At 34.4% G+C, this 26,596-nt stretch carries 22 protein-coding genes and 1 pseudogene; 19 read left to right on the forward strand and 4 right to left on the reverse strand.

The window, feature by feature from the left end; genetic code table 11:
• Position 1: 1 nt before the first annotated feature.
• The 4 genes from porA to ACZM4J_RS09405 all read left to right on the forward strand — a co-directional run bounded on the left by porA (position 2) and on the right by ACZM4J_RS09405 (position 4,371).
• Positions 2 to 1,195 (forward strand): pyruvate ferredoxin oxidoreductase, encoded by a 1,194-nt coding sequence (gene porA / locus ACZM4J_RS09390; RefSeq protein ID WP_117998493.1) that lies wholly within the window; start codon positions 2 to 4, stop codon positions 1,193 to 1,195.
• Positions 1,195 to 2,127, forward strand: coding sequence for a thiamine pyrophosphate-dependent enzyme (locus ACZM4J_RS09395; protein WP_117998490.1), 933 nt, complete (start codon positions 1,195 to 1,197; stop codon positions 2,125 to 2,127). The genes porA and ACZM4J_RS09395 overlap by 1 nt, the downstream gene beginning before the upstream one ends.
• Positions 2,128 to 2,227: 100 nt before the next feature.
• On the forward strand, positions 2,228 to 2,671 hold the full coding sequence (locus ACZM4J_RS09400; RefSeq protein WP_302689464.1) for a hypothetical protein: 444 nt from the start codon (positions 2,228 to 2,230) through the stop codon (positions 2,669 to 2,671).
• Between the two features lie 266 nt (positions 2,672 to 2,937).
• Complete coding sequence (locus tag ACZM4J_RS09405; RefSeq protein ID WP_302689465.1) at positions 2,938 to 4,371, forward strand: alanine/glycine:cation symporter family protein; 1,434 nt, start codon at positions 2,938 to 2,940, stop codon at positions 4,369 to 4,371.
• A gap of 286 nt (positions 4,372 to 4,657) precedes the next feature.
• On the opposite strand, the gene ACZM4J_RS09410 is transcribed toward ACZM4J_RS09405, so the two are convergent.
• Entirely contained in the window at positions 4,658 to 6,013 is a 1,356-nt protein-coding gene (locus ACZM4J_RS09410) for a sodium-dependent transporter (protein WP_022165475.1), read from the reverse strand.
• A 297-nt stretch (positions 6,014 to 6,310) separates the two neighbouring features.
• Between ACZM4J_RS09410 and asnS the strand changes: the two genes are divergently transcribed.
• The 7 genes from asnS to tuf all read left to right on the forward strand — a co-directional run bounded on the left by asnS (position 6,311) and on the right by tuf (position 15,801).
• Positions 6,311 to 7,696 carry an asparagine--tRNA ligase gene (gene asnS / locus ACZM4J_RS09415; protein ID WP_489486022.1) on the forward strand — a complete coding sequence of 462 codons (1,386 nt, stop codon included), beginning with the start codon at positions 6,311 to 6,313 and terminating at the stop codon, positions 7,694 to 7,696.
• A gap of 99 nt (positions 7,697 to 7,795) precedes the next feature.
• Positions 7,796 to 8,488, forward strand: coding sequence for a response regulator transcription factor (locus ACZM4J_RS09420; RefSeq protein WP_302689467.1), 693 nt, complete (start codon positions 7,796 to 7,798; stop codon positions 8,486 to 8,488).
• Between the two features lie 16 nt (positions 8,489 to 8,504).
• A complete protein-coding gene (locus ACZM4J_RS09425) occupies positions 8,505 to 10,775 on the forward strand; it encodes a sensor histidine kinase (protein ID WP_489486024.1) in 2,271 nt (756 codons plus the stop codon).
• 229 nt (positions 10,776 to 11,004) lie between these two features.
• On the forward strand, positions 11,005 to 11,418 hold the full coding sequence (gene rpsL / locus ACZM4J_RS09430; protein WP_022165471.1) for a 30S ribosomal protein S12: 414 nt from the start codon (positions 11,005 to 11,007) through the stop codon (positions 11,416 to 11,418).
• 158 nt (positions 11,419 to 11,576) lie between these two features.
• The gene (rpsG, locus tag ACZM4J_RS09435) at positions 11,577 to 12,047 is read left to right on the forward strand and encodes a 30S ribosomal protein S7 (protein ID WP_022165470.1); all 471 of its coding nucleotides are present in this window, start codon (positions 11,577 to 11,579) and stop codon (positions 12,045 to 12,047) included.
• A gap of 323 nt (positions 12,048 to 12,370) precedes the next feature.
• Entirely contained in the window at positions 12,371 to 14,488 is a 2,118-nt protein-coding gene (fusA, locus tag ACZM4J_RS09440; protein ID WP_302689469.1) for an elongation factor G, read from the forward strand.
• A gap of 125 nt (positions 14,489 to 14,613) precedes the next feature.
• Positions 14,614 to 15,801: an elongation factor Tu gene (gene tuf, locus ACZM4J_RS09445; protein WP_302689470.1), complete on the forward strand. Its 1,188-nt coding sequence runs from the start codon at positions 14,614 to 14,616 to the stop codon at positions 15,799 to 15,801.
• A gap of 351 nt (positions 15,802 to 16,152) precedes the next feature.
• Here tuf and ACZM4J_RS09450 read toward each other — a convergent pair whose 3' ends face one another.
• Entirely contained in the window at positions 16,153 to 16,479 is a 327-nt protein-coding gene (locus ACZM4J_RS09450) for a helix-turn-helix domain-containing protein (RefSeq protein WP_022164707.1), read from the reverse strand.
• A 166-nt stretch (positions 16,480 to 16,645) separates the two neighbouring features.
• On the opposite strand from ACZM4J_RS09450, the gene ACZM4J_RS09455 reads away from it, so the two are divergent.
• A complete protein-coding gene (locus ACZM4J_RS09455; protein WP_022164706.1) occupies positions 16,646 to 17,020 on the forward strand; it encodes a hypothetical protein in 375 nt (124 codons plus the stop codon).
• 24 nt (positions 17,021 to 17,044) lie between these two features.
• Positions 17,045 to 18,436: an immunoglobulin-like domain-containing protein gene (locus ACZM4J_RS09460; protein WP_022164705.1), complete on the forward strand. Its 1,392-nt coding sequence runs from the start codon at positions 17,045 to 17,047 to the stop codon at positions 18,434 to 18,436.
• Between the two features lie 80 nt (positions 18,437 to 18,516).
• Here ACZM4J_RS09460 and istB read toward each other — a convergent pair.
• Positions 18,517 to 19,278: pseudogene (gene istB, locus ACZM4J_RS09465) on the reverse strand (IS21-like element helper ATPase IstB).
• Positions 19,279 to 19,289: 11 nt separating this feature from the next.
• Positions 19,290 to 20,492: an IS21 family transposase gene (gene istA, locus ACZM4J_RS09470; protein ID WP_489486026.1), complete on the reverse strand. Its 1,203-nt coding sequence runs from the start codon at positions 20,490 to 20,492 to the stop codon at positions 19,290 to 19,292.
• A gap of 684 nt (positions 20,493 to 21,176) precedes the next feature.
• Here istA and ACZM4J_RS09475 point away from each other — a divergent pair.
• The 6 genes from ACZM4J_RS09475 to ACZM4J_RS09500 all read left to right on the forward strand — a co-directional run bounded on the left by ACZM4J_RS09475 (position 21,177) and on the right by ACZM4J_RS09500 (position 26,243).
• Positions 21,177 to 21,737: a plasmid recombination protein gene (locus tag ACZM4J_RS09475; protein WP_022164703.1), complete on the forward strand. Its 561-nt coding sequence runs from the start codon at positions 21,177 to 21,179 to the stop codon at positions 21,735 to 21,737.
• 16 nt (positions 21,738 to 21,753) lie between these two features.
• On the forward strand, positions 21,754 to 21,984 hold the full coding sequence (locus tag ACZM4J_RS09480; protein WP_489486028.1) for a hypothetical protein: 231 nt from the start codon (positions 21,754 to 21,756) through the stop codon (positions 21,982 to 21,984).
• A 6-nt stretch (positions 21,985 to 21,990) separates the two neighbouring features.
• Positions 21,991 to 22,572, forward strand: coding sequence for a hypothetical protein (locus tag ACZM4J_RS09485; RefSeq protein ID WP_022164701.1), 582 nt, complete (start codon positions 21,991 to 21,993; stop codon positions 22,570 to 22,572).
• Between the two features lie 169 nt (positions 22,573 to 22,741).
• On the forward strand, positions 22,742 to 23,989 hold the full coding sequence (locus ACZM4J_RS09490) for an AAA family ATPase (protein WP_412334182.1): 1,248 nt from the start codon (positions 22,742 to 22,744) through the stop codon (positions 23,987 to 23,989).
• 19 nt (positions 23,990 to 24,008) lie between these two features.
• On the forward strand, positions 24,009 to 24,710 hold the full coding sequence (locus ACZM4J_RS09495) for a hypothetical protein (RefSeq protein WP_412334184.1): 702 nt from the start codon (positions 24,009 to 24,011) through the stop codon (positions 24,708 to 24,710).
• A gap of 681 nt (positions 24,711 to 25,391) precedes the next feature.
• Positions 25,392 to 26,243, forward strand: a complete 852-nt coding sequence (locus ACZM4J_RS09500) for a hypothetical protein (RefSeq protein ID WP_022164615.1) — start codon at positions 25,392 to 25,394, stop codon at positions 26,241 to 26,243.
• Positions 26,244 to 26,596: the final 353 nt, after the last annotated feature.

Genomic DNA, 26,596 nt, shown 5'->3' on the forward strand with positions numbered 1-26,596 from the left:
TATGCATAAGAAAGTATTTTTATCAGGAAATGAAGCTGTAGCAACAGCACTTAGACAGATTAATCCTGATGTTTTTCCGGCATTCCCTATTACACCATCAACTGAAATTCCTCAGTATTTTTCAAACTATGTATCAAATGGTTTAGTTGACACAGAGTTTATTACTGTAGAATCTGAACATAGTTCAATGAGTGCGGCAATGGGAGCCTCAGCAGCAGGAGCAAGAGCTTTAACTGCTACATCATCAGCTGGTCTTGCATTTATGTGGGAAGTTTTAGGAGTTGCAGCATCAAGTAGATTACCTGTTGCTTTAGCAGCAGTTTGTAGAGCCTTAACAGGACCGTTGAACATTAACTGCGACCATTCGGATACAATGGGTGCAAGAGATTCAGGCTGGATTCAGTTATATGCAGAAGATAATCAGGAAGCTTACGACAACATGGTTATGGCATTTAACATCGCTGAAAATAAAGATGTTATGCTTCCAATTATGATTTGTCAGGATGGATTTATTACAAGCCACGCAGTTATGAACATGGAAATTTTAGACGACATGACTGTAAAAGAATTTGTTGGCGAAAGAGAACCTGTTGATTATCTTTTAAATCCTGAAGAAAAATTTGCAGTTGGACCTTATGCTGTGTCTGATTACTATATGGAATCAAGAAAAGCACAGGCTCACGCAATGGAAAATGCAAAACAGGTTATTTTAGATGTAGCAAAAGATTTTGAAAAAATTTCAGGTCGTAAGTATGGCTTGATTGAAGAATATAAAATGGATGATGCTGAATATGCAATGGTTATTATTGGTTCAGCAGCAGGTACAGCAAAGGAAGCTGTAGATGAAATGAGAGAGGCTGGCAAAAAGGTTGGAATTATAAAAATAAGATCATTTAGACCATTCCCAGGAGAAGAAATTGCAACATCACTTAAGAAGTGTAAAGCAGTTGCAGTTATGGACAGATGTGAATCATTTTCAACAAACGGTGGTCCTGTAGGTGCTGAAACAATGCAGGCTATGTACACAAATGGCTGTACTGCAAAAGCTATCAATATTATGTATGGTATTGGTGGTAGAGATGTTACTGTAGGCGATATGAGAGGTGTTTATGATACTCTTGAAGAAATTGCAAAAACAGGTGAGACCGGTCCTACATACAGATATATGGGACTTAGAGATAAGGAGGCAAAATAATGGGTTACAATTTTAAAGAAACAATGAATAAGCCTGAACGTTTTGCTCCAGGTCACAGAATGTGTGCCGGTTGTGGAGCAACAATTTGTGCAAGAAATGTACTTCGTGGGCTTCATGAAGGCGACAAGGCAGTTATAGGATGTGCAACAGGATGCTTAAATGTATCATCATTCCAGTATCCATATGTAGCATGGGAAGACAGTTACATTCATAGTGCTTTTGAAAATGCAAGTTCAACAATGAGTGGTGTTGAAGGTGCATACAAGGCGATGAAAAGAAAAGGCAAGTTAAAAGATGATTATAAGTTTATCTGCTTTGGTGGCGATGGTGGTACTTATGATATAGGTATTCAGTCATTATCAGGAGCAATGGAACGTGGTACAAATTATACATACGTTTGTTATGACAACGGTGCTTATATGAATACAGGTACACAGCGTTCATCAGCTACACCAATGTACGCTGATACAACAACTACACCTGTTGGTAGTCAGTGTAATGGTAAGGAACAGTACAGAAAAGATTTAGCAGCAATTATCGCAGCACATGATGTTCCATATGCTGCACAGACTACATATTTCAAAGGCTTTAAGGATCTTCATACAAAAGCTGAAAGAGCTATTTATACAGAGGGTCCTGCATTCTTAAATGTATGTGCACCATGTCCAACAGGTTGGAAATATCAGAAAGATGATATTATGGAAATCTGCAGATTAGCTGTAGAAACAAATTATTGGCCTTTATATGAAGTTGTAGACGGCAAGTGGATTCTTAACTATGAACCAAAGAACAGACTTCCAATTGAAGACTTCTTGAGACCACAGGGCAGATTCAAACATTTATTTAAGCCTGAAAATGAACATCTTATTGAGAAATTCCAGAAGGAAGTTGATAGAAGATGGGAAGACTTATTATTTAAATGTAGCAGATAATGAATTTACTTAGAGATGTATTTTTAAAGCTTTAAATGGAAATATTTTTAATAATATTCTTTAAAATTTAAAACTAACAGGCAATAATAGGAGACAGATTGTGGATTTTAACTATAACCGAAACAGTGAAAGCACTGTTAAAGTAATGAAGTCCAAAGGAAAAAAGAACAATATAAAAGTAGTGCAGCAGGATAAAAAACATTCGGCTATAAAGTTAGAAATATCTTTAGGAGATGACGGGAAAAAGCAGGGCGAAGGGCTTGTTCCTGTTATCTTCAAGGGAAAAATTTCCGATAACGATAAAGGTAGCACGCTAACAGGAAAGTTTACTTATGGCTTTTATTTGTATACTTTAGTAATAGTGGCGGCAATACTTATAGTTGTAAGATTTGGATTTTCGTTATATAATATGCAAAAAGATAATATGGTTCTATGCGGTATCGTTACAGTATTACTTATTATTTTAATAGCTGTAGTATTGGTAAAATCAAAACCCGACAGGGAACATATTACAGAGTTTTTAAATAACTTAAATAAAAAATAAATATCCTATGAAATCTTTTAATCAATGGCGAAACTAAAGGTGGAGGAATCTCTAGAGAACCCAAGGTTATATCTAATGGAGGCAAGGCATACATTAGATATGGGGAGAGTTTCAAATTGATTATGATTACGAATCTTTAGAGTTACTTTTTTAAGTAACTCTTTTCTTTTTTTATAGTGATTAAAATGGTAACTGTAAATTTCAAATTTGTATTAATAAAATATGGAGTTGGAATTTGTAAAAATAAAAAGTAGGAGGAAAAAATTATGGATTGGAAAAGTGTTGGTAACTGGATTTCAGACACACTTGTGAAAGTGGATGATTTTGTTTGGGGGCCGGTGATGTTGGTGCTACTTGTTGGAACAGGAATTTTTCTTACAATAAGATTAAAATTCAGACCATGGAAAAATCTTGGCTTTGCCATCAAAAGCACATTAAGTAAAGAGGCAAGAACAACCAAGAGAGGTGAAGGCGATGTATCCCCTTTTTCAGCGCTAACAACGGCTCTTGCGGCAACAATAGGAACAGGTAACATTGTAGGTGTTGCCACAGCCATGGTATCAGGTGGTCCGGGAGCTTTAGTGTGGATGTGGATTTCAGCATGCTTTGGCTTAACATCAAAATTCAGTGAATGTATGTTAGCCATAAAGTATCGAGAGGTTAATGAAAAGGGAGAAATGTCAGGTGGTCCAATGTACACCATGAAGAAAGGCTTCAAAAACAAAAAAATAGGGGCTTTTCTAGGAATGTTATTTGCAGTGTTTGCGGTTGTAGCATCTTTCGGTATTGGAAACATGACACAGGCAAATTCAATTTCAGAATCATTAAAGAGTACATTTAATTTTGATGAGAAAATAGTAGGTGTGGTTTTAACAGTTTTAGCATTAGTAATTATTGTAGGTGGTATTAAGACTATCTCAAAGGTATCTTCAGTTGTAGTGCCTTTGATGGCTATTTTTTACATAATTGCAGGTTTAATTGTTGTTGTTATGAATATACAGAACCTGCCATCAGGTATTGTAATGATATTTAAAATGGCATTTAGCTCACAGGCTGTAGCAGGTGGTGGAGCCGGCGTGATTACTGCGGGCGTAATGAATGCAATGAGATATGGTGTTGCAAGAGGTGTATTTTCAAATGAAGCAGGAATGGGTTCAGCAGCCATAACAGCTTCCGCAGCAACAACAGATGATCCTGTTCGTCAGGGTTACATTAACATGACAGGTACATTTTGGGACACAATTGTAGTTTGTACAATTACAGGTCTTTGTATTGCGTCATCAGGAGTTCTTGGAACTGTTGGAGATGACGGGAAATTAGTACAGGGTGCAGCTCTTACAATTTTGGCTTTCAAATCGGCTTTAGGTGAAGTTGGAGCCATACTTGTAACCATAGGAATCGCCCTTTTTGCATTTTCAACAATTTTAGGTTGGGAGTATCATGGAGAAAAGGCTTTTGAGTACATATTTGGAACACACAAATATAATATGGCGTACAGAATTATTTTCTCGTTAGTTGTATTTGTGGGGGCAACTACAACATTACAGGTTGTATGGAATTTCTCGGATATAGCAAATGCCTTAATGGCAATACCTAACCTGATTTGTCTTCTTGTAATGAGCAACGTTATTGCAAAAGAAGTTGAACGATTCCAACCTATTTTAGACAAAGAAAAGAAGGCGGCAAAAAAGAAAAAATAAAATCCTAAATCAAGGAATGAAAATAAAAAGTAAGAAAAAAGCAGTTAGCAAAAAAGCAGGTTACAAAAAATAAAGTAGAAAAGAAAAAACAGGCAACAAAAAATAAAGTAAAAAATAAAAAGCAGTTGAATCAATTTAAGAAATGTTTGTTAAACATAACTTATTTGATTTAACTGCTTTTTATATTCCAAAGCTATTAACCCGCTATTGTGCAGGCACAACAGCGGGTTAACTTTTTGACAAAATGATTACCTAAAATGTTTCATATATTAAACTCTGGCAATCATTAGATTGTAAAAATTCCAAGTGCATCAAGAATTGAGCTGATTAAAATTAAAACAAGGCATATAGGTGATACCCATTTAATCACAACTACAAAAAGGTTTCTTGATTTGAATTTCTCGCCGTTTCTTGTAGCCTCGTCAATAACTGCTTTAGGTTTAACAACGAAGCCAATAAGTATACATGTAAACAATGCACAGATAGGCATTAAAATACTATTACTTACAAAGTCCATAATATCAAGTATTGTCATTGCACCAATGTGAATGAAATCTAAAACTCCAAAACCAAGACAAGGTAAAACGCCAATTGCAACTGCACAAATGAAAACAATCAATGTAGCTTTATGTCTTGACCAGCCAAGTTTATCACTGAAAATAGAAACGATAGTTTCCATAAGCGAAATAGCAGATGTTAATGCTGCAAATAAAACTAATACGAAAAATACTGTTCCAATAACGCTACCAAAAGGCATGCTGTCAAAAACTTTAGGTAATGTGACAAACATAAGTGATGGACCTTTTCCAAGAGCAGCCTTGTCGCCACCTGAAAAAGCAAATACAGCAGGGATAATCGTTAATCCGGCAAGAAATGCAATTGCTGTATCAAAAATCTCAATTTGTCTTACTGAACTTTCAAGATTGTTTTCTTTTTTCATATAAGAACCATAAGTAATCATAATACCCATTGCAAGTGACATGGAGTAGAACAACTGCCCCATGGCGGCAATAACAGTTTTAAAAGTAAAATCACTTAAACGTGGTTTTATGTAATAAATAAGACCATCTTTTGCTCCGTCGATTGTTAGACCATAAATTGCAATAAATATTGTGAGAACAACCAAAATTGGCATCATAACTTTGCTTACTTTTTCAATACCTTTTTCAACACCAAACCAAACAACTAAAGCTGTAAAAGCAATGAATATGAAAAAGTATATAAGTGGTTCGGCGGTTCCTGCAGCAAACGTACCAAAGTAATTATCATTTGCAGCAGCCATTCCACCACCGCTACAAAATGTTACAAGATACTTAATTACCCAACCACCGATTACTGAGTAGTATGGGAAAATAATAATTGGGATAATAGCTGCCAGATATCCCACTGCCCCAAAACGCTTGTCCAATGCCTTAAAAGCACCAATTGCACTTAAACCGGTTTTTCGACCGATTGCAATTTCAGCAATCATCAAAGAAAAACCAAAAGTTACTGCTAAAATAAGATATACTAGCAAAAATGTTCCACCACCGTATTTAGCTGCAAGGTATGGAAATCTCCAAATATTTCCAAGACCTACAGCGGAACCGGCAGCAGCCAGTACGAATCCTATTTTGTTTGAAAAGTTTCCTCTTTTTTCCATAATATAAACCCTCCACTTTAATTTACAAAAACTTAAAAACAATGTTAGAATTATACAACAAAAGAAGAAATGACACAACAATAAATAATATATGTTTACTATACATTAAAAATAATGTAAAATGTGTGCTGGTATATGTGTGAAAATTATTGCAAATAAGAACCTATAAAATGCGTGGAAAAAGTCATAGGTTATTTGCAAAATAATATATATAACCATATGTTTAATGTAAACAGAGAATACATTAGCAAAAAAAGAGTAATATACAATTTATATAGAAGAGAAAGGGCAAATAAAATGGTAGAAGTAAAAGAGTTATTTAAGAACACAGAAGAGTACATTAATAAGGAAGTTACAGTTGGTGGTTGGGTTAGAAGTATCAGAGATTCAAAAACTTTTGGCTTTATAGTTTTAAACGATGGTACATTTTTCCAGCCTGTACAGGTGGTTTACAATGACAAAATGGATAACTTTCAGGAAGTTTCAAAAGTAAATATTGGTGCAGCTTTAATTGTTAAAGGTATATTAGTTGAAACACCAAATGCAAAACAGCCTTTTGAAATTCAGGCAGATGAAGTTTTTATTGAAGGAGAAAGCACATCTGATTATCCATTACAAAAAAAGAGACATACTTTCGAGTACCTTAGAATAATTTCACATTTAAGACCTAGAACAAATACTTTTCAGGCAGTGTTTAGAGTGCGCTCTTTATGCGCTTATGCAATTCACAAGTTTTTTCAGGAGCAGGGCTTTGTTTACGTGCACACACCGTTAATTACAGGTAGTGACTGTGAAGGGGCAGGAGAAATGTTTCAGGTTACAACAATGGACTTAAATAATGTTCCAAAAACAGAACAGGGTGATGTGGACTTCTCAGAAGACTTTTTTGGCAAGCCAACAAACCTTACAGTTTCAGGTCAGTTAAATGGCGAAACATATGCTATGGCATTTAAGAAGATATATACATTTGGACCAACTTTTAGAGCAGAAAATTCAAATACAACAAGACATGCAGCAGAATTCTGGATGATAGAGCCGGAGATAGCCTTTGCAGATTTAGCAGACGATATGGAGCTTGCAGAGGCAATGATAAAATACATTATTAAATATGTACTTGAAAATGCACCTGAGGAAATGAATTTCTTTAATTCATTTGTGGATAAGGGACTGCTTGACAGATTAAATCATGTAATGAATTCTGATTTTGGTCGCGTAACTTACACAGAAGCAATTAAAATTTTAGAAGAACATAATGATAAGTTTGAATATAAAGTAAGCTGGGGAACAGATTTACAGACAGAACATGAAAGATATTTAACAGAGGAAGTATTTAAACGACCTGTTTTTGTAACTGATTATCCAAAGGAAATTAAGGCTTTCTATATGAAGTTAAATGAAGATGGAAAAACAGTGGCAGCAATGGATTGTTTAGTTCCAGACATTGGCGAGATTATTGGTGGTAGCCAGAGAGAAGAAGATTTGGAAGTTCTTAAAAACAGAATGAAAGAATTAGGTCTTAAGGAAGAAGACTATGGATTCTATTTAGATTTAAGAAAGTACGGCACAGCAAGACATGCAGGATTTGGACTTGGATTTGAGAGAATGATTATGTACCTAACAGGTATGTCAAATATCAGGGACGTAATTCCATTCCCACGTACAGTTAATAACTGCGAATTATAATCTTAAGAGAATCTTAAGAAATTTCCACAAAATATATTAAAAAATAAATTATATCCTTTATACACACAAAGAAATAGTGTAAAGGCGGAGGGCTTGAAAATGTACAACATACTAGTTTGCGATGATGACAGAGAAATAGTTGAGGCTATTGAAATTTATCTTTCCAAAGAAGGCTACAATGTAATCAAAGCCTATGATGGTTTGGAAGCAATTGAAATTCTCAAAAAAGAAGATATTCAATTATTGTTAATTGACGTAATGATGCCAAGGCTTGACGGCTTAAGGGCAACATTAAAAATAAGAGAGAAAAGTGGTATACCAATCATTATTTTATCTGCAAAGTCAGAAGACTCAGATAAAGTTATAGGACTTGATGTTGGAGCTGACGATTACATTACAAAACCTTTTAACCCTTTAGAGTTAATAGCAAGAGTAAAATCACAACTTAGACGTTACACAAAACTTGGCACAATGGCAGGGCAAAAAAGTAATGTGTATACAGTAGGTGGACTTGAGGTAAACGATGACAGCAAGGAAGTTACCGTTGACGGGGAAAGTGTGAAACTAACACCTTATGAGTATAAGATTTTATTGCTTCTTGTGAAAAATCAGGGACGTGTTTTTACAATCGAACAAATTTATGAAAATGTTTGGGAAGAAGAAGCCATTGCAGCAGATAATACAGTAGCAGTACATATTAGGCATATCCGCGAAAAAATCGAAATTAATCCAAAGGAACCAAGATATCTGAAAGTAGTTTGGGGCGTTGGATATAAAATCGAGAAAATGTAAAGGATATGTGGAAATTATGAAAACAAAAAGAATTTTATTACATTTAGCTATACTTGCATTAGCGATTGTCAGTATAGCAAGTGGTAGCTATGGGATTTATCATTTAAGGTACTATGACAGCAAAGAGAATTGTTTACATAGGTATACAGAAAGCTACGCAAGCGTTACTTCAGGGGTAATTGAAGAAATTGTGGACAATAGGATTTATAGAGAAAATTTCATGGATCCTAACAAAGTGGTTGCCAAAGCTTACAAGCTTAAAACAATTAAAGTTTCAGATATTGTAAAAATTGCAAAGTCAGAGGAAAAACTTTCTTTCTATGCTATAATGGCAGAAAATACAAAGGAAGAATTAAAATATAATTCCAGCGCCAGAAAGAAAGAAGAGTATGAATATTATAAGAAAATTGCAGATACCGCAAATCTATATTTTAGTATTGTAGATGGATGTGATGCTTTAAATGAATTAGGTAATAAGTCAAAAAAAGAACAGGATAAAGCTTTAACACGAATTGATGATGAATACATATTAAGTGAGAATGTTGAATTTCAGGCTACATATGTGTTAAATGGAAAAACTTATAAGTTTACAAATCAGGAAAAAGACCAGACAATATCAGAAGAAAATAAGTATATGGATATTGTAACTGCAAATTCAAAAGGAGCAACAATTGTTGCAAATAATTATTTGCAGGAAGAAAGCTATAAATCTCTTTTTAAAGAATATTTTCCTACGTATGATGATGACTTACATACAAACAGCTTAAATGACAGCAAGTTCACAGTGAAAATAGGCTTTAAGAGAAATGACAAAGATGGCTTTTCGTTGGAGCATGAACTTATAAAGGCTGAGAAAGCATTGAGTGCTAAAGAAATTTCAGCGCAAAAAAGATTGTGCATAACAGGGCTTGTTATATGTGTGGCATGTATGCTTTTATCATTAATTCCGTTTATTATGCTATTAATTATTGCAGGTCATAAGAGAAAAGGAGACATACCTTATACAAACAAATTTGATAAAATCTGGGCAGATGTTTTGACAGTTATAATGATAATGGTTGGTATAAGCATGGCAATGTCTATTTGTGAAGGTGCATTCCAAAATCCAATATCAGGTTTAAAAGGCGTTATCGGCTATGTAGTGCTATGCGGCTTCTTCTGTCTGATTTATATTGAAGTATTTATACAGTGTGCTGAAAGCTTTGCCAGAAGAATAAAATCCAGAATGTTAATTAAAAGCACTTTACTATACTGGATTTACAGCAAAATCAAAATAATAATTTTAGGCTTTATAAATAATGGAAAAATGTGGGCGAAGGTAACAGCAGCGGGAATTGTATGTTTGGTTTGGAACATAATTGCTTTCCTGTTTGTTCAATCCTATGGATATTGGGGAATGTTATTTTTCTGGATAATACCAATTCTATTGGTTTGCAAATATTTAATTAAATATTTCGAAGAAAAAGAACAAATAATAAACGAGGCAGAAAAAATTACAGAAGGAGAAGTTGATCACAAAATAACTGGGACTTTTAAATATCCTTCAAATAGAAAATTAAAAGATACAATTAACAATATCGGTGATGGAATTGAGAATGCCGTTACAGAAAATATGAAAAGTGAGCGAATGAAAACAGATTTAATAACGAATGTTTCTCATGATTTGAAAACACCATTAACATCTATAATAAATTATGTAGATTTGTTAAAAACAGAAGGCGTTGACAGCAAAAATGCTAATAAGTATCTTGATATTTTAGATAAAAAATCTCAAAGACTGAAGAATCTGACAGAAGATTTGGTGGAAGCTTCAAAGCTAACATCAGGTGCAATTGAACTTCACAAAGAAAAAATAAACATTGTGGAATTAATTAACCAAAGTCTGGGAGAGTATAACGAGAAGTTTAACCAAAGAAATTTAACAGTAGTAAAAACTATCCCGGATAAAGCTATTTATATAAATGCCGACGGCAGAAGAATGTGGCGAGTGTTTGAAAATCTTTATGGAAATATTTTTAAATACGCAATGGAAGGCACAAGAGTTTACGTGGACGTTGAAGAACATAATGGAGAAATTGTTATTGGAATAAAGAATATTTCCGAGAAAGCATTAAACATAAGCCCGGACGAATTAATGGATAGATTCGTAAGAGGCGATCAGTCAAGAAGTACAGAGGGAAGTGGTCTTGGACTATCAATTGCAAAGACTATTATAGAAAGACACGATGGAACAATGGAAATAATTCTTGATGGAGATTTATTTAAAGTTGTAATAGCAATTAAATAGAAATCCGGGCATATAATTAAATGTTGAATTAAATAAAAATCAAATGATAAATTAAATAAAAATATGGGCATACAATTAAATGCAAAATTAAATAAAAATTAAGGGGTTGACAAGTTCAGCCCCTTTTTCTATAATGGAAAAGCATGCGTGGAGGTGTAATTATGCCCCTTTGCGACATGTTAGTGTAAAGAAGAAACACGTAATTCTAATAACAGGAGGTGAAAAAGGAATGCCAACATTTAACCAGTTAGTAAGAAAAGGACGTAAGTCAGCGGTTAAGAAGTCAACAGCACCAGCTTTATTAAAGACATACAACTCTTTAAATAAGAAGATGAACGACACAGCTTCTCCACAGAAGCGTGGTGTATGTACAGCTGTTAAGACTGCTACACCTAAGAAGCCTAACTCAGCTCTTAGAAAAATCGCCAGAGTTCGTTTATCTAATGGTATCGAAGTAACAAGTTATATCCCAGGTGAAGGTCACAACCTTCAGGAACATAGTGTTGTTCTTATCCGTGGTGGTAGAGTAAAGGATTTACCAGGTACAAGATATCATATCATTAGAGGTACATTAGATACTGCAGGTGTTGCTAACAGACGCCAGGCACGTTCTAAGTACGGCGCTAAGAGACCTAAAAAATAGGCTCAATAAGTAGGATGACTTTTAATAGTCAGTCACAGGTTGAATGATTTGTAACGGTTATTAGAATTATGTAGATATACAGTCTAAAGCCGTGAGCAAGACACAACTTTTGTGAGTACCGAAGATTTAATTTAAAATTGATTAAGGAGGGAAGTAACATGCCACGTAAAGGACATACTCAGAAGAGAGAAATTTTAGCAGATCCTATGTATGGTAGCATCGTAGTTACAAAGCTTGTCAATAACATCATGTTAGATGGTAAGAAAGGTGTAGCTCAGAAGATCGTTTACGGAGCATTCGATAAGATTGCTGAAGAAACAGGAAAAGATGCTATCGAAGTATTCGAAGAAGCTATGAATAATGTTATGCCAGCTTTAGAAGTTAAGGCTAGACGTATTGGTGGTGCTACTTATCAGGTACCTATTGAGGTTAGACCTGAAAGAAGACAGGCTTTAGGACTTCGTTGGATTACATTGTACTCACGCCAGAGAAGCGAGAAGACAATGATAGAAAGATTAGCAAATGAAATCATGGACGCCGCTAACAACACTGGTTCATCAGTTAAGAAGCGTGAAGACATGCATAAGATGGCAGAAGCTAACAAGGCTTTCGCACATTATAGATTCTAGTTATCTACAAGAATCGCAACCTCAAAAAACAGTATGTATTGTGCTTGCACAAATACATAATTGTTTTGCAGAGGTTATGAGTCGCCAGACTCTAGCGAGACGAAACGCAGTGAAGTCGAGCTAGCGATTCCTTTTTAGGAAGAAGCTAGCGATGTAGCGAATCGGAATCGAGCTAGCTATTCTTTTTTAGAAGAGCAGCGAGAGACGAAACGAAGCAAAATCGAGCTAGCGATTCGGGCGACAATAACAAAATTGATTAGTATACAGAAATGTATGACATACTAAAAGCGTAAGCTTTAGACTAAAAAGAGGAGGAAAAAATCTTGGCTGGAAGAGAATATCCATTAGAGAGAACAAGAAACATTGGTATTATGGCTCATATCGATGCTGGTAAAACAACATTAACAGAGCGTATTTTATACTATACTGGTGTTAACTATAAAATTGGTGATACTCATGATGGTAATGCTACAATGGACTGGATGGAACAGGAAAAAGAAAGAGGTATCACAATTACTTCTGCTGCTACAACATGCCATTGGACATTAGAAGATCATCATAAACCAAAGGCTGGAGCAAAAGAACATCGTATCAACATCATTGATACACCGGGACACGTTGACTTCACTGTTGAAGTAGAACGTTCACTTCGTGTATTAGACGGTGCTGTAGGTGTATTCGATGCTAAGGCTGGTGTAGAACCTCAGTCAGAAAACGTATGGCGTCAGGCTGACACATACAATGTACCTCGTATGGCTTTCATCAATAAGATGGACAAGATGGGTGCAGATTTCTTTTATTCAGTTCAGACAATCATTGATCGTTTGGGCAAAAATGCTATCCCAGTTCAGATTCCTATTGGAAAAGAAGACGATTTCATTGGATTAATCGACTTATTTGAAATGGATGCATATTACTATAAAGATGATAAGGGTGAAGATATCGAAATCACAACAATCCCTGATGATTTAAAGGATCTTGCTAATGAATGGCATGATAACTTAATCGAAAAGATTTGTGAATTAGATGACGACCTTATGATGCAGTATTTAGAAGGTGAAGAACCTTCAGTAGACGATCTTAAGAAAGTTTTAAGAAGAGCTACAATCGCTTGTGAAGCAGTTCCTGTATACTGTGGTTCAGCTTACAAGAACAAAGGTGTTCAGAAGATGTTAGATGGTGTAATCGAATTTATGCCAGCTCCAACAGACATCCCTGACATCACAGGTACTGACGAAGATGGTAATGAAGTAACACGTAAGTCATCAGATGACGAACCATTTGCTGCATTAGCATTCAAGATTATGTCAGACCCATTCGTAGGAAAATTAGCATTCTTCAGAGTTTACTCTGGTACATTAAACTCAGGTTCATATGTATTAAATGCTACAAAGAATAAAAAGGAACGTGTTGGTCGTATCTTACAGATGCACGCTAACACAAGAACAGAACTTGATAAAGTTTACTCAGGTGATATCGCAGCAGCTGTAGGTTTCAAGATTACAACTACTGGTGATACAATCTGTGATGAACAGCATCCGGTTATCTTAGAATCAATGGAATTCCCAGAACCAGTTATCGAGCTTGCTATCGAACCTAAGACAAAGAACGATCAGGGTAAGATGGGTGAAGCTTTAGCAAAACTTGCTGAAGAAGATCCTACATTTAGAGCTCATACAGATCAGGAAACTGGTCAGACAATCATCGCTGGTATGGGTGAACTTCATTTGGAAGTTATCGTTGACAGACTTCTTCGTGAATACAAAGTTGAAGCAAATGTTGGTGCACCTCAGGTTGCATACAAAGAAACATTTACTAAGGCTGTAGACGTAGATAGCAAATATGCTAAGCAGTCTGGTGGTCGTGGACAGTACGGTCATTGTAAGGTTAAATTCGAGCCAATGGATCCAAACAGTGAAGAAACATTCAAGTTTGAATCTACTGTAGTTGGTGGTAACATTCCTAAGGAATACATCCCAGCTGTAGGAGCAGGTATCGAAGAAGCTGCACAGACAGGTATTATCGCTGGATTCCCAGTTCTTGGTGTACATGCTACTGTATACGATGGATCATATCATGAAGTCGATTCATCAGAAATGGCATTCCACATTGCCGGATCAATGGCATTCAAGGATGCTATGAACAAGGGTGATGCAGTATTGCTTGAACCTATCATGAAGGTTGAAGTAACAATGCCTGAAGAATACATGGGTGACGTTATTGGTGACATTAACTCACGTCGTGGTAGAATCGAAAGCATGGATGACCTTGGTGGAGGAAAGATCGTAAGAGCATTCGTTCCACTTTCAGAAATGTTTGGTTACTCAACAGACCTTCGTTCAAAGACTCAGGGTCGTGGTAACTACTCAATGTTCTTTGAAAAATATGAACAGGCTCCAAAGTCAGTTCAGGACAAGATTGTCGCTTCAAAGGCTAACTAGTAAAAACAAAATAAGGCTTGAAAATATTCCCATTATAAAATATAATGGGGATAGCCTTTTGAATAAGACCATTGCGGTCGTATAGTAAAATTATAATATTTAATCAAATTAGGAGGATTACAAAAATGGCAAAAGCTAAGTTTGAAAGAACAAAACCACATTGTAATATTGGTACAATCGGACATGTCGATCATGGTAAAACAACATTAACAGCAGCTATCACAAAAGTACTCTCAGAAAGAGTTGAAGGAAATGACGCTGTTGATTTTGCTAACATCGATAAGGCTCCAGAAGAAAGAGAAAGAGGTATCACAATCTCTACAGCTCACGTTGAATACGAAACAAAGAAGAGACATTACGCTCACGTTGACTGTCCAGGCCATGCTGACTATGTAAAGAACATGATCACAGGTGCTGCTCAGATGGACGGTGCTATCCTTGTTGTTGCTGCTACTGACGGTGTTATGGCTCAGACAAAAGAGCACATCTTACTTTCACGTCAGGTAGGTGTTCCAAAAATCGTTGTATTCTTAAACAAGTGTGATATGGTAGACGATGAAGAACTTCTTGAATTAGTTGAAATGGACGTTACAGAAATTCTTGAAGAATATGGTTTTGAAGGTTCACCAATCATTAAGGGTTCAGCTCTTAAGGCTCTTGAAGATCCATCATCAGAATGGGGAGACAAGATCATGGAATTAATGGATGCAGTAGATGAATACTTCCCAGATCCAGAAAGAGATACAGATAAGCCTTTCTTAATGCCAGTAGAAGACGTATTCACAATCACAGGTCGTGGTACAGTTGCTACAGGTAGAGTAGAAAGAGGAACACTTCACTTAAACGATGAAGTTGAAATCATCGGTGTTAAGGAAGAAACACAGAAGACAGTTATCACAGGTATCGAAATGTTCAGAAAGCTTCTTGATGAAGCTCAGGCTGGTGATAACATTGGTGCTCTTTTAAGAGGTATCAACAGAGACCAGATCGAAAGAGGTCAGGTTCTTGCTAAGCCAGGTACAGTAACATGCCATAAGAAGTTTACTGCTCAGGTTTACGTTTTAACAAAGGATGAAGGTGGACGTCATACTCCTTTCTTCAACAACTACAGACCACAGTTCTACTTCAGAACAACTGACGTAACTGGTGTTTGTAACTTACCAGAAGGTACAGAAATGTGCATGCCTGGTGACAACGTAGAAATCACAGTTGAACTTATTCACCCAATCGCTATGGAACAGGGTCTTGGATTCGCTATCCGTGAAGGTGGTAGAACAGTAGGTTCAGGTAAGGTTGCTACAATTATTGAATAATTAACGTTATCAATGAATAGAGCGCAAGCTCACTATAAATAAAGAAAACCACGGTCGTGTTTACACGAAACCGTGGTTTTCCTTTGTTTATAGGGCTCGCAGGCATTCTATGAATGACGCGAGCTTATTGATTACGGAGTAATCAATAAGATATGCTTGTGTGAATGATGGGCATTCCCAAAGATTTCGGGAATGCCTTTTGTACGTTATGAAATGAGGGAAAATGGTCGAGTGGCTATAAAATGGCTATATTTGTCATCCTATTTTCAAATTATAATATAAAAAAGTGTAGAAAAAGTTATTAGTAACTTTTCACACTTTTTATAATGTATATGCATTAATATAAAGGTTTTAGACAGAGTGTTTCTTGATGGAATAAATTAAATCTAAAATAATTTGTAATTCGTTTTCTGTGCAAGTAGGCAATATATTGTCAATCTCTTTTACTAGTTGTTTATTTTTATCATTTTGTAAAAATAGTATGTTATCTAATGACATATTAAGTGTTTGAGCAATGCGAAATAACACTTCTATTGAAGGTTTTCTATGCTCGCTTTCAATATGTTTTAAATGAGTTGGACTAATACCAATCATTTCAGAAAACATTTCTTGAGAAAGATTCTTATTGACTCTGGCTTCTTTAATTGCATTTCCTAATTCTATATTTTGCATAGTCATATCTTTTAGCTCCTTTATAGTTAGCATACAGAAATAATTTAGACTTGAAAATTAGCTTTTAGAGATATATAATATCCCTAAAAGAGAATTAAAGGAGAATTCTATAAATTGAATGAATAAAGATGTATAGAGTTCGAAAATACAAAAATGTAAAGGAGAAAAATATATGGTGAATGCACAAATAGAAAAGCAGAAAATAGTGTCGACGATAGGTATTATAGTGGGTATAATAATTGTAATTGTAGGAATCTCGATATTTACAGGTGAAATAAGTTCATTGAGAAGTCCGAGTCGTAGCATAGAAAAAAGATATGGAGGTGATTTTTATACAGAATTGTCAGCGGATATGCATGATATTACTGACGGCTTATGTGAAATTTATCAATTAATAAAAACAATAGGTGGAATAATCATTATATCAATAGGAGCAATAACTGTAATAAAAAATATAAAAGAACTATTTAATATTACCCAAGAAGACTCACATCATACACAAAATATTGTAAATGAAGAATCACATGAGGAATTACCATCTATTTAATCAAACACAAGGAGAAATGGCTATATGACTTCCAGATATAAAATAATTAGTGAGAAAGATTATACAAATTATATATTTGAAAATTGTCCTATAAGAATTGAAACAATTAGAATTTTAGCAGACAGTAAAATAAAAAAGAATTTAGTGCAGTTTAAACTCACCAATATTTCTGATGGAATTATTGATAATGTCGCATTGAAAGTTGAAGGTTATGATGTGACAAACACAAAGCTGATTACAATTGATGATGTTTTGCTAGGAGCCTTAGATGTAAAACCTAGAGAGGTATTTGGAGGGCAAAATCCGATAGAGCTGGACGACCCAAGAGTGTCTTATGCTCAATTATATATCAACCGTATAGCATTCAAAAACGGGGAAGAGTGGTATGGCACAGAGAAAATATTTGGTGTAAAAGCAGAAACAGAAGAACAAAATATTTATTTTCAAGAGCAATTGGACAGGGAATTAGAAAAATGTGCTGGTATATACAAATTCCAAACAAAATGCATGTATAAAAAGTATGATAAGTATTGGAGATGCAGTTGTGGACATATTAATAATCTGACATCAAAAACTTGTTATTATTGTGGTGCTGATATTCATGTGTTGAGTAAATGCTTTTCGGAAGGATATCTCAAAAAGAAGGTTGAGGAAGCAGAAATTGCACGAAAAGATAAGATTTATATTATGGCAAAGTCAGCTGAAGAATGCCAAACCGAAAAAAAACTCCAGGAGGCAATTGATGCATATAAACAGATTAAAGAGTGGAAAGATTCAGGAAAACGACTAGAATTATGTTTACAAAAAATGGCTGAGTTCAAAGCTGAGAGGGAAGAGTATGAGATAAAGGCGAAGAAGCGAAAAAAACGCTGGTGTATATCGATAGGAATAGTTATAGGTATCGCTTTAAGTACTACAATATCTGTAAGAGCATATCAAAAAATAGCGCTCAATAGAAAATTAGATGAAATAGCAGAGAGTCTTGTTTTAAAAAATAATAGAATAAAGATTGGAACACAAATAGTAAGTTTTAAAGATCTTTTTGAAGGTAAAAATGGCGTATGTTATTATGATGTAAAAAATTACTCGGTTCTGAAAACGGATAAAGCAGGAAAGTACACTTTGATAGTAGAGGCTAAAAAAGATGAGTTGATAGCAGAAAAAAAAGTAGTGATTGAAGTATATGATGATGAAGTGCCAAAACTTAGTGCTGATAATGTATCAATTCGAATTGGTGAGGAATTTGATGAGTATTCTAATGTAAAGTGTAGTGATAACTCAGGTGAGGATATTCAACCGAGGGTAGTTGAAAGTAATGTTAATACATCGAAAGCAGGTACTTATAAAATAGTGTATGAGGCGAAAGACAGTAGTGGAAATGTTACATCATTGGAAAGAAAGGTGAAAGTTCATTAAAATTATAATTATAAGGAAATTGTAAATGTCAATATATAATTGTACAAAAAGTGGAAAATAAAAATGTACAAATTCCTATGCTATTCCTCAGCCTGTGATTCAAAAAAAGCCCGCTTTTCTCGAAGTCGGTATGACGGTCCCTTTATTGAAACAATCTGCGAGTGATGGAGTAGCCTGTCTAAAATTGCATTTGCCAAAGTAGGCGAACCAAATATTTCTCCCCATTTAGAGAAAGGGGTGTTGGTCGTTATTATTGTACTGTTTCTCTCATAACGCTTGGCTATAAGCTGAAAGAACAGATTTGCTGAATCCTGATCAATTGGCATATATCCTATTTCGTCAATGATTAACAGTTTATATTTGGCAAAGAACTTTAAACGTGACTCCAGTCTGTTTTCCATCAGTGCTTTTTTGAGCCGTGTTATTAATGACTCAAAAGACACAAAATAAGTTGAAATTCGTTACCTTGCGCAGGTAATGCCTATGGCTGTGGCAAGATGTGTTTTACCAACTCCACTGGAGCCTACAAACAGGATGTTTTCTTTTTTATCCAGAAATCCCATCCTGTTAAGTTCAAGCAGTTCTTTTTTGTTAATTCCCGGTTGAAAGTCAAAATCAAAATCATCCATTGTTTTAAGGAAAGGAAAAGCTGCAGTTTTCACACAGGCATTTTCAGCCCTGATTTGGTTGTTCTTTTGTTCAATTTCAATCAGTTCTTCCAGGACTACACTAAATGATTTTTCGCCTTTATTGACTAACTCAATGTATGTATCTAAATATTCCTGCATCTTATGTATGCCTAAGTCAGTCAGCCCATTTATAATCTTTGCATAGGTTGCCATTTTATCTCCTTTCACAGGAAGTCATCCATTTGTGCCAGATTAGCTTCTGCCATTTGTGCAACAATGTCATTGTCCTTAATGTAATGCGACAACAACTGTGAATAGTGCTCTTTATTATAATTAAGTTTTTTTGTACTTAATTCATGTCTGGCAACAAGTTCAGTTTTATAATAAATTTCCAAAATATCAGATTTCACTCGCAAATTTACAGGTTTTCCTATATACTCAAAAGGAACGGAATATCTGTTGTTCATGTACGATATCATGGAATCCTTACGAACTGTGGTTTGGCGATTGTGGCTCATATAAGACTCTATGATTTTTAAATTCGGAAGTGGCTGCAGGTATTCTTTTTCTTTCTGAAATAAGAGAAGTGGCGGTACACCGGTTTCCTGACAAATGTAAGTATTGACTTTGTCATTTACCTTTTTAAGAATATCCATTAAATCTTCCTCAGTTTCAAACTCTCCCTCATAGGGTTTCATCCATGAGATGAACTTGTTTATAACCTCAACTTTGCCTTTTGTAAAAGCATGTCTTGGTTTGTAGCGTTTCATTTTGAAACCAAAATCATTTGCAAATGCCTTCATTTTTTCATTTACATGTCGGCGATTGTCCTTTAAATCCACAACAGATGCCATGTTGTCAAAAAGGAGTTCCCTTGGCACTCCGCCTGTTGCCTTAAATGAAGCTATCAGACAGTCAAAGACATCCTGTCTTGTTTTGTAAAGTTGGTAAGTAAAGTGGCAGTATCTAGAATGCCCCAATTTATAATCAAACACCAGAAAGGTGAAGATTTCGCCATGTTTATTGGCTATTGATACATCTTCCTTCCAATCAACCTGAGCCTGAATTCCGGGAGCAGTTTCATATCTTGGATGCCCTTTGGTAGTTTTTATTGGCTTTAGGTTTCTGGTTTTGATGTATTTATTAAAGTTGGAATAAGTTCCAATTTCAGAATCAACTTCTGAAATAATATATTCATAAACAGCTCTGACATTAGCTCCTTTTATGGCTAGTTTTTGAACTATTATGTCTTTATGCTTGTCAAGCCTGCTTGGCTTATTATGGTGTGTAGGTTTGCCTTTGTATCCGTCATAATACTTTTTAACAGTTCTGCAATCCATGTCATATAGCCTGGCAAGCTCGGAAAAATTTGGTTTTATATTGCTCAATCGTAAGATTTTAAGCTGAGTAATTAATGCTTGATTCATGGTTGTTACCTCCCATGAATACATTAGCATAAGCAATGGAAATGTACATTTTTATTTTCCACAAAATGTACATTTAAATAGTATCATTTACATGGAATGACTGTATGGTTACAGAGGTATAGGTAGTAGTGGAAACTGTAAAACCATATGGTAATTGTACAGAAATGCAGTAGTGGAAAATCTATTTTTAGGTGGAATGTTGGGGTGGAAATAAAGGCTATCAGTAAAAGAAATGAGAATATGCGTATGGTAATACTTTCGGTGCTTTAATGCGCCGTATTAGCCCTCGGCAGAGCCCCCACACTTTTGGCGCTAGCAACGAGGAAAGTGAGGATACTTGTATTCTCATTTGACGAATGCCGCGACCGTCTTCAACTGAGTTGAAGACCGGATTACAAAAGTGTTAGGGGGTTATCATTAATAGCAGAGCTTTAATGATAAGAAATGTGTGGGCAACAGAATTGGGTGCGATGAGGGAGAGCGTGGTGCAGGAAGGGGGATGTGACGGATAAGAAAAAATGAGCGTGGAAATGTAAACAGTAGGGAGGTGGATAAAGAAGAATTATCCAAGGGGGAGCTTTTTTGAGTGTGAAAGATTGGAAGAAAATTGCGAAAGGAGATTTTTGAAAATGAAGTTGTTAAGAAAGGGATTATACAGAAAAAAATGAAGGAGGATGAAGATTTATGGAGAAAATTTCATATAGTGCACATATTAGTAACAAGAAAAGTGCCATTAACAGCAAAGTGAAACTTGCTGGTGTGGCAAAACATAATTTAAGGAAATATCATTCGTCAGATTACAGTCAGAAAGAAGTTGTTTTATTGTATGGGACAGATAATCTGATGAAAGATGTAAAGAGAGTTTACCGGGAAGAGTTTAACGAGGCATTGAAAGAATATAATGCAAAGCAGACGAGAGAGGATAGAAAGATTGAAGATTATTTCAGTCATGTCGCAGGAAAACAGCAGGACATGGCAGTGGAGATTATATTTCAAGTTGGAGATAAAGAATTTTGGGAAACACACCAATTTGAAAGAGAGAACATAGATAGTGTTTATGATTTGATTTTATGGTATTTAACACAATATATGCCGGACTTTGTTGTGGCAAATGCAGTGGTACATTATGATGAGGCAAGTTCCGCATATGCAAGTGGTAGGTGTCCCGGTTGGAAGAGGATTCAAGCGAGGACTAACTACAAAAGTATCAAAACGGTCGGTGTTTACACAGGAAAGCTTATCTAAAGTATTACAAGGAGAATTGCGGGAAATCGCAGAATCATGTGCAATGAAGTACCTGAATATGGAATTTAAGGAAAAGCAAAAGGGTAGAAATCATGATTTATCTGTGATGGGATACAAAGTAAAGAAGGAAACAGAAAAAGTAGAGGAATTGGATGAAGTTTTGAAAGTACAATGCAAACAAAATGAAGAGTTATGTGAAAAGCAGATTGCAATTGAGCAGTGGAATGAAGAGTTGTACCGAGAATAGAAAAATTTGGAAGAGAAAAAATCTGATTTGGAAATTGACATTTTTCGCAATCAGTTGGAGCAAAAATATTTGGAAGAAAAATGCAAAGAATCAAAGGAGAAATTGGGCAAATTAGATAAGGTGCTGGAAGGATTGGAAAAGGTAAAAAATTTCATCAAGTCATATTTACCATTTGCACCATTGTTGGAAGAGTTTGCAAATAAAGTTGAGAGTGGAGAGAAGGAAGTGCAGGAAGGATGTACTATTACAGGGTATAAGTCTCTGCTTGGGGAGTTAATGGAGTCATTTAAAGAAAAGTTTCAGGAACACTTCTATTGGTTTCCAAGATTGATGAGATGGAAAACAAGTAAAGGGGATGTTGCCCCGGTGTATCGGGATGTGTTGAATAATGGGGATTATTATGAAATAAAAGGGTATGCGAATGTGGAAAGTAAGGCTGTTTACCGGGTGGAAGATTTACAGGACGAGATAAAGGCGGAGAATCGAGTTGGAACGTTAGGTCAGATAGAGCAGAATATCGAGGCTGTGGAAGTACAGGTGAAGGGGATGGTGGAAGAATGGGAGAAAAATAGAATCAAAGAAAGATAGAAAGTATAATAAATTATTAAAAAGAATAAATGCTATTATAATAGCATATAATATATACGAATAAATGAATGATTAGAGAGCTAAATTTACAAAAAAAATGCAAATCAGCTTGACAAAACATTTATATGGAGGTATTATGTGCATAAATAGTAGGAAGGTGGTGGCACAAATGATATTAAAGTTTTCTTGCTCCAATCATAAATCAATTAATAAAGAGGTTACTTATACAGCTATTGCTGGAAAAGATAACACTTTTGAAGAAGAGTTGAAAGAATATGGAAAATACAGAGTGCTGAGAAGTGCGGTAATTTATGGTGCTAATGGATCGGGTAAAAGTAATTTTCTTAGTGGGTTGGCTTTTATGAAAGCATTAGTTACAAATAGTATCAGACACCAACCGGGACAAGGAGTTTATCAAGCTCCGCATAAATTAAATAGTGAAAAGAATCCTAGTACTTATGATATACAATTTGTAAAAAATGACATAAGATATGCGTATGGTTTTTCTGTTCAGGAAAATTTAATAGATGAAGAGTATTTATATTATTTTCCAAATGGAAGACAGGTGAAGATTTTTGAAAGAAAAGGAATGGACATTTCTCCGGGTGATAAGTATAAAAATGCTTTTGAATTAAGCTTACAAGCATTAAAAAATAATAGGTTATTTTTATCTTGTACCGCAAATTATACTGACAAAGAAGAAATTGAAGATGCTTTTTTGTTTTTTGAAAAAGATATAGTTTTTTATGATCCAGATGTGAACAATTGGACAGAATATTCAATTGAATTAATGCAAAAAAATGAAGAAATTAAGGATATATTTCTTAGAATTCTTGCTGCGTTTAAAACTGGAATAAAGGACATAAATGTTAGATTAAAAAAAATTCCTACAGAAAATATGAAGTTACCTCTAGATATGCCAGAAGTGCTAAAGACGATGATTAAATCATCTAAAGAAGCTAATGAAATTGTGGCGAAGTTAGTTTACGATAAATTTGAAACAGATTTATTAACAGAAGAATCAACAGGAATAAAGAAATTATTTGAAATCATATGTCCTATAATAGAAATAATCAATACAGGTAAAATTCTTGTATTTGATGAAATTGAAAATGGTTTACATGAAGCTGTTGTATATGAAATAATTAAATTGTTTAAGTATGCAAGAAAAGATCAATTTGCACAGTTAATTTTTTCAACACATGACACTAGTTTATTGAATACTAATTTGTTTAGGCGTGACCAAGTTTGGTTTACACAATTAGATGAAGAAAGAGCAACAGATTTGTATTCTTTGGTAGAAGTAAAGAATGTTAGAAAAACTGAAAATTTGGAGAAGGGATATATGTTAGGCAAATACGGAGCGATACCTATGTTAAGTCATAATATATATGATATCTTCAATAGTAACAGCTAGGATAAATGAGGTGATAAGAATGGAAAGAAACTTAGAATTAAATCCTAGTGAGGAAAATATTAGAGATTCTCAACAACCGGCCATTGTAAAATTTCAGTTGGATCAAATAAAACAACATTTTGATAGCAATATTTTGGGAATAAAGGCTCAATTTGATGTGGCAGAATCATTGATAATTGAAAATCGAAAAGAAGATGCAGAAAATATTTGGAGGTATCAAATCGTATTTTTAGAAAGTGCATTTGATTTTTATTTACATGAAATTACGAAATATGGTTTGGCAAACATTTTTGAAGGACAGTGGGATAAAACTCCAAAGTACCAAAATATTAAAATTAACATGGAACTGATTGAACAGGTACTACATGGAAATGTAGAAGATGAATGGTTTGCAATTTTTGTGAATGATATGTATGCAAAAATAACAATGGTTTCATTTGAAAGTGTAAAAGACCAAATGAAGTTGATAGGCGTGGAAATCCAAAAAGTTGCAGATTGTGCATTTTATGATTTGAATTCAGATGAGAAAACTGTTGATAAATTGAAAAGAGTTGTTAATGGTTTATATCATAGGAGAAATGTAATAGCACATCAGTCAGACAGAGCACATGCGACAGCAGAGAAAAATAATATAACTAGAGGGGAGATTGAAGCATTTATTGCAGATATCATAAAAATTGTAGATGCAATACATAGTGAAGTTACTGAAAAAACTAATTAGATACATCATATGGCATCATACAAAAAGATATAACACTATATATTGTAAAAAAAGTTGTACATATGTTCGAATAATGATATAATTGCGCATGGACGTAGCAGAAATGCTATTTTCAAATAAAAAAACAATCAAGATTGCCGTCTTGATTGTTTTAGATAAACAGCGAACGTAAACCGTTCGGCTCGTTTACACGCATAACGAGTATAACACATACGAGTCGCTGTTTTCAACCCAAATCGTATATTTTACGAAATTTAATAGAAAGGAGCTGATTCGTATGGCTGAAAAAAAGAAAGAACAAAGATACATTTTTAGGCCTTATATTACTGTAAAAGGTGTAAGAATTTATGCCAAGCAGTATGGAAAAAAGGCGTTTAAAATACCAATAGAGTAAATATTGGTAAGTATGGGCGAAAATGTGTGAACGGTTCATTTTTGCCTCTAATTATAATTAAATGATTGGAGGTGAAACTTATGCCAGTACATCATGGTGGAAAAGCTGGAAGGACTTTGCAAAATCCGAATTCTTCAAAAAGTGCAAAGAGCAATGCTGCAAAAGTATTGAATCAGCATAAAAAAGCTAAACATTAGAAGTGAATTAGTATCAGGGCTCACCTTACGGTGAGTTCTTTTTTAAGCAATATTGTAAAAAAAGACAAATGACAATGAAAGGAAATACATATGAATAATACGACAATTCAAGAAGGGGAAAGTAAAATATCAAGTTTTATCAAAAGAATAATTCAACATGAAAAAACAATTGCAATTATAGGTTCAATAATAGCAATTGTGGTAGCAGCATATTCAATTATAAATTATGTTCATAATTTATCTTACCAAAGCGATTGTGAACAGTTTTATAATGTACCTGGTAAATATTTCAATGATAGTATTGGAAAGAATATAGTGTTTATAGTATTGCTAGTTGTATTAATGTTTTTCGCAATTGCACCGGCAATAATGAGAAAGTATGGAATAAAAAAGGGAATTGAAACAAAGGCTACATTAGTTTACAATATTTGTTTGACGATTTATTTAGGATATGTAGTAGGAGTTGTTAATGCATATAATTTGGAATTGATAATGAGACGAACTAATAATAATGTGATTAACAGTTTTATAAATGCACATGCAATGCCAATAATTCTATGTATTATGATCATATTTATTATATCATTATTATGTATAGTTTTAATGAAGGAAATAAAAGATATGAAATATAAAATTGTAAAGGTGATAATTATAGTTATATTTTCAATATCTGGATTTATTAGTGCAATGCTAATGGCATATGGAACAATGTATAAGTTAGGAACAGAAGCTAAAGATATTACTAAATATGAATTTGCTGAAAAGGATAATCAATGCTATATAGTAGTGTCAGATTATAACGATAAGAAAGTTGTTATGAAATATTACATTAAAAATGGGAAGTGTTATGTTAATGCGGAAAAGTATTATTTTATAGATGATCAAGCAGTGTTTTCATATAAGGATTTAGAAGTTCCTCCTAAAATAGTAAATGTCGATTAATGGTTTAAATGGCTACAAAATTGGCTACAAAAATTTCTAGAAATATAAATACTAGAGAGAATATGATTATTTTAAGCAAAAATTCCTTAGTGTTTATAACGAAAAGCAATAAAATTAACCGAACCATGGAGCCGTGAAGGTGGTAGAATAGTAGGTTCAGGTAAGGTTGCTACAATTATCGAATAATACGATATAATGGCGAATAGCCTATAAATAAAGGGACTTAGGAGATTTTCTTAAGTTCCTTTTCTTGAGAGTGTGAAAGTTTTTCTGTAAATTAAATATTTAAATATAATTAATAGGCCTTCTATGATAAAATTTATTATTATAGGAGGCCTTAATTATGGCAAGAG

Source organism: Eubacterium sp. (assembly GCF_057858645.1).

Coding starts and splice junctions, on each gene's coding strand:
- porA (WP_117998493.1), top strand. CDS start 2: ATGCATAAGAAAGTATTTTTATCAGGAAATGAAGCTGTAGCAACAGCA.
- ACZM4J_RS09395 (WP_117998490.1), top strand. CDS start 1,195: ATGGGTTACAATTTTAAAGAAACAATGAATAAGCCTGAACGTTTTGCT.
- ACZM4J_RS09405 (WP_302689465.1), top strand. CDS start 2,938: ATGGATTGGAAAAGTGTTGGTAACTGGATTTCAGACACACTTGTGAAA.
- ACZM4J_RS09410 (WP_022165475.1), bottom strand. CDS start 6,013: ATGGAAAAAAGAGGAAACTTTTCAAACAAAATAGGATTCGTACTGGCT.
- asnS (WP_489486022.1), top strand. CDS start 6,311: ATGGTAGAAGTAAAAGAGTTATTTAAGAACACAGAAGAGTACATTAAT.
- ACZM4J_RS09420 (WP_302689467.1), top strand. CDS start 7,796: ATGTACAACATACTAGTTTGCGATGATGACAGAGAAATAGTTGAGGCT.
- ACZM4J_RS09425 (WP_489486024.1), top strand. CDS start 8,505: ATGAAAACAAAAAGAATTTTATTACATTTAGCTATACTTGCATTAGCG.
- rpsL (WP_022165471.1), top strand. CDS start 11,005: ATGCCAACATTTAACCAGTTAGTAAGAAAAGGACGTAAGTCAGCGGTT.
- rpsG (WP_022165470.1), top strand. CDS start 11,577: ATGCCACGTAAAGGACATACTCAGAAGAGAGAAATTTTAGCAGATCCT.
- tuf (WP_302689470.1), top strand. CDS start 14,614: ATGGCAAAAGCTAAGTTTGAAAGAACAAAACCACATTGTAATATTGGT.
- ACZM4J_RS09450 (WP_022164707.1), bottom strand. CDS start 16,479: ATGACTATGCAAAATATAGAATTAGGAAATGCAATTAAAGAAGCCAGA.
- ACZM4J_RS09455 (WP_022164706.1), top strand. CDS start 16,646: ATGGTGAATGCACAAATAGAAAAGCAGAAAATAGTGTCGACGATAGGT.
- ACZM4J_RS09460 (WP_022164705.1), top strand. CDS start 17,045: ATGACTTCCAGATATAAAATAATTAGTGAGAAAGATTATACAAATTAT.
- istA (WP_489486026.1), bottom strand. CDS start 20,492: ATGAATCAAGCATTAATTACTCAGCTTAAAATCTTACGATTGAGCAAT.
- ACZM4J_RS09475 (WP_022164703.1), top strand. CDS start 21,177: ATGGAGAAAATTTCATATAGTGCACATATTAGTAACAAGAAAAGTGCC.
- ACZM4J_RS09490 (WP_412334182.1), top strand. CDS start 22,742: ATGATATTAAAGTTTTCTTGCTCCAATCATAAATCAATTAATAAAGAG.
- ACZM4J_RS09495 (WP_412334184.1), top strand. CDS start 24,009: ATGGAAAGAAACTTAGAATTAAATCCTAGTGAGGAAAATATTAGAGAT.
- ACZM4J_RS09500 (WP_022164615.1), top strand. CDS start 25,392: ATGAATAATACGACAATTCAAGAAGGGGAAAGTAAAATATCAAGTTTT.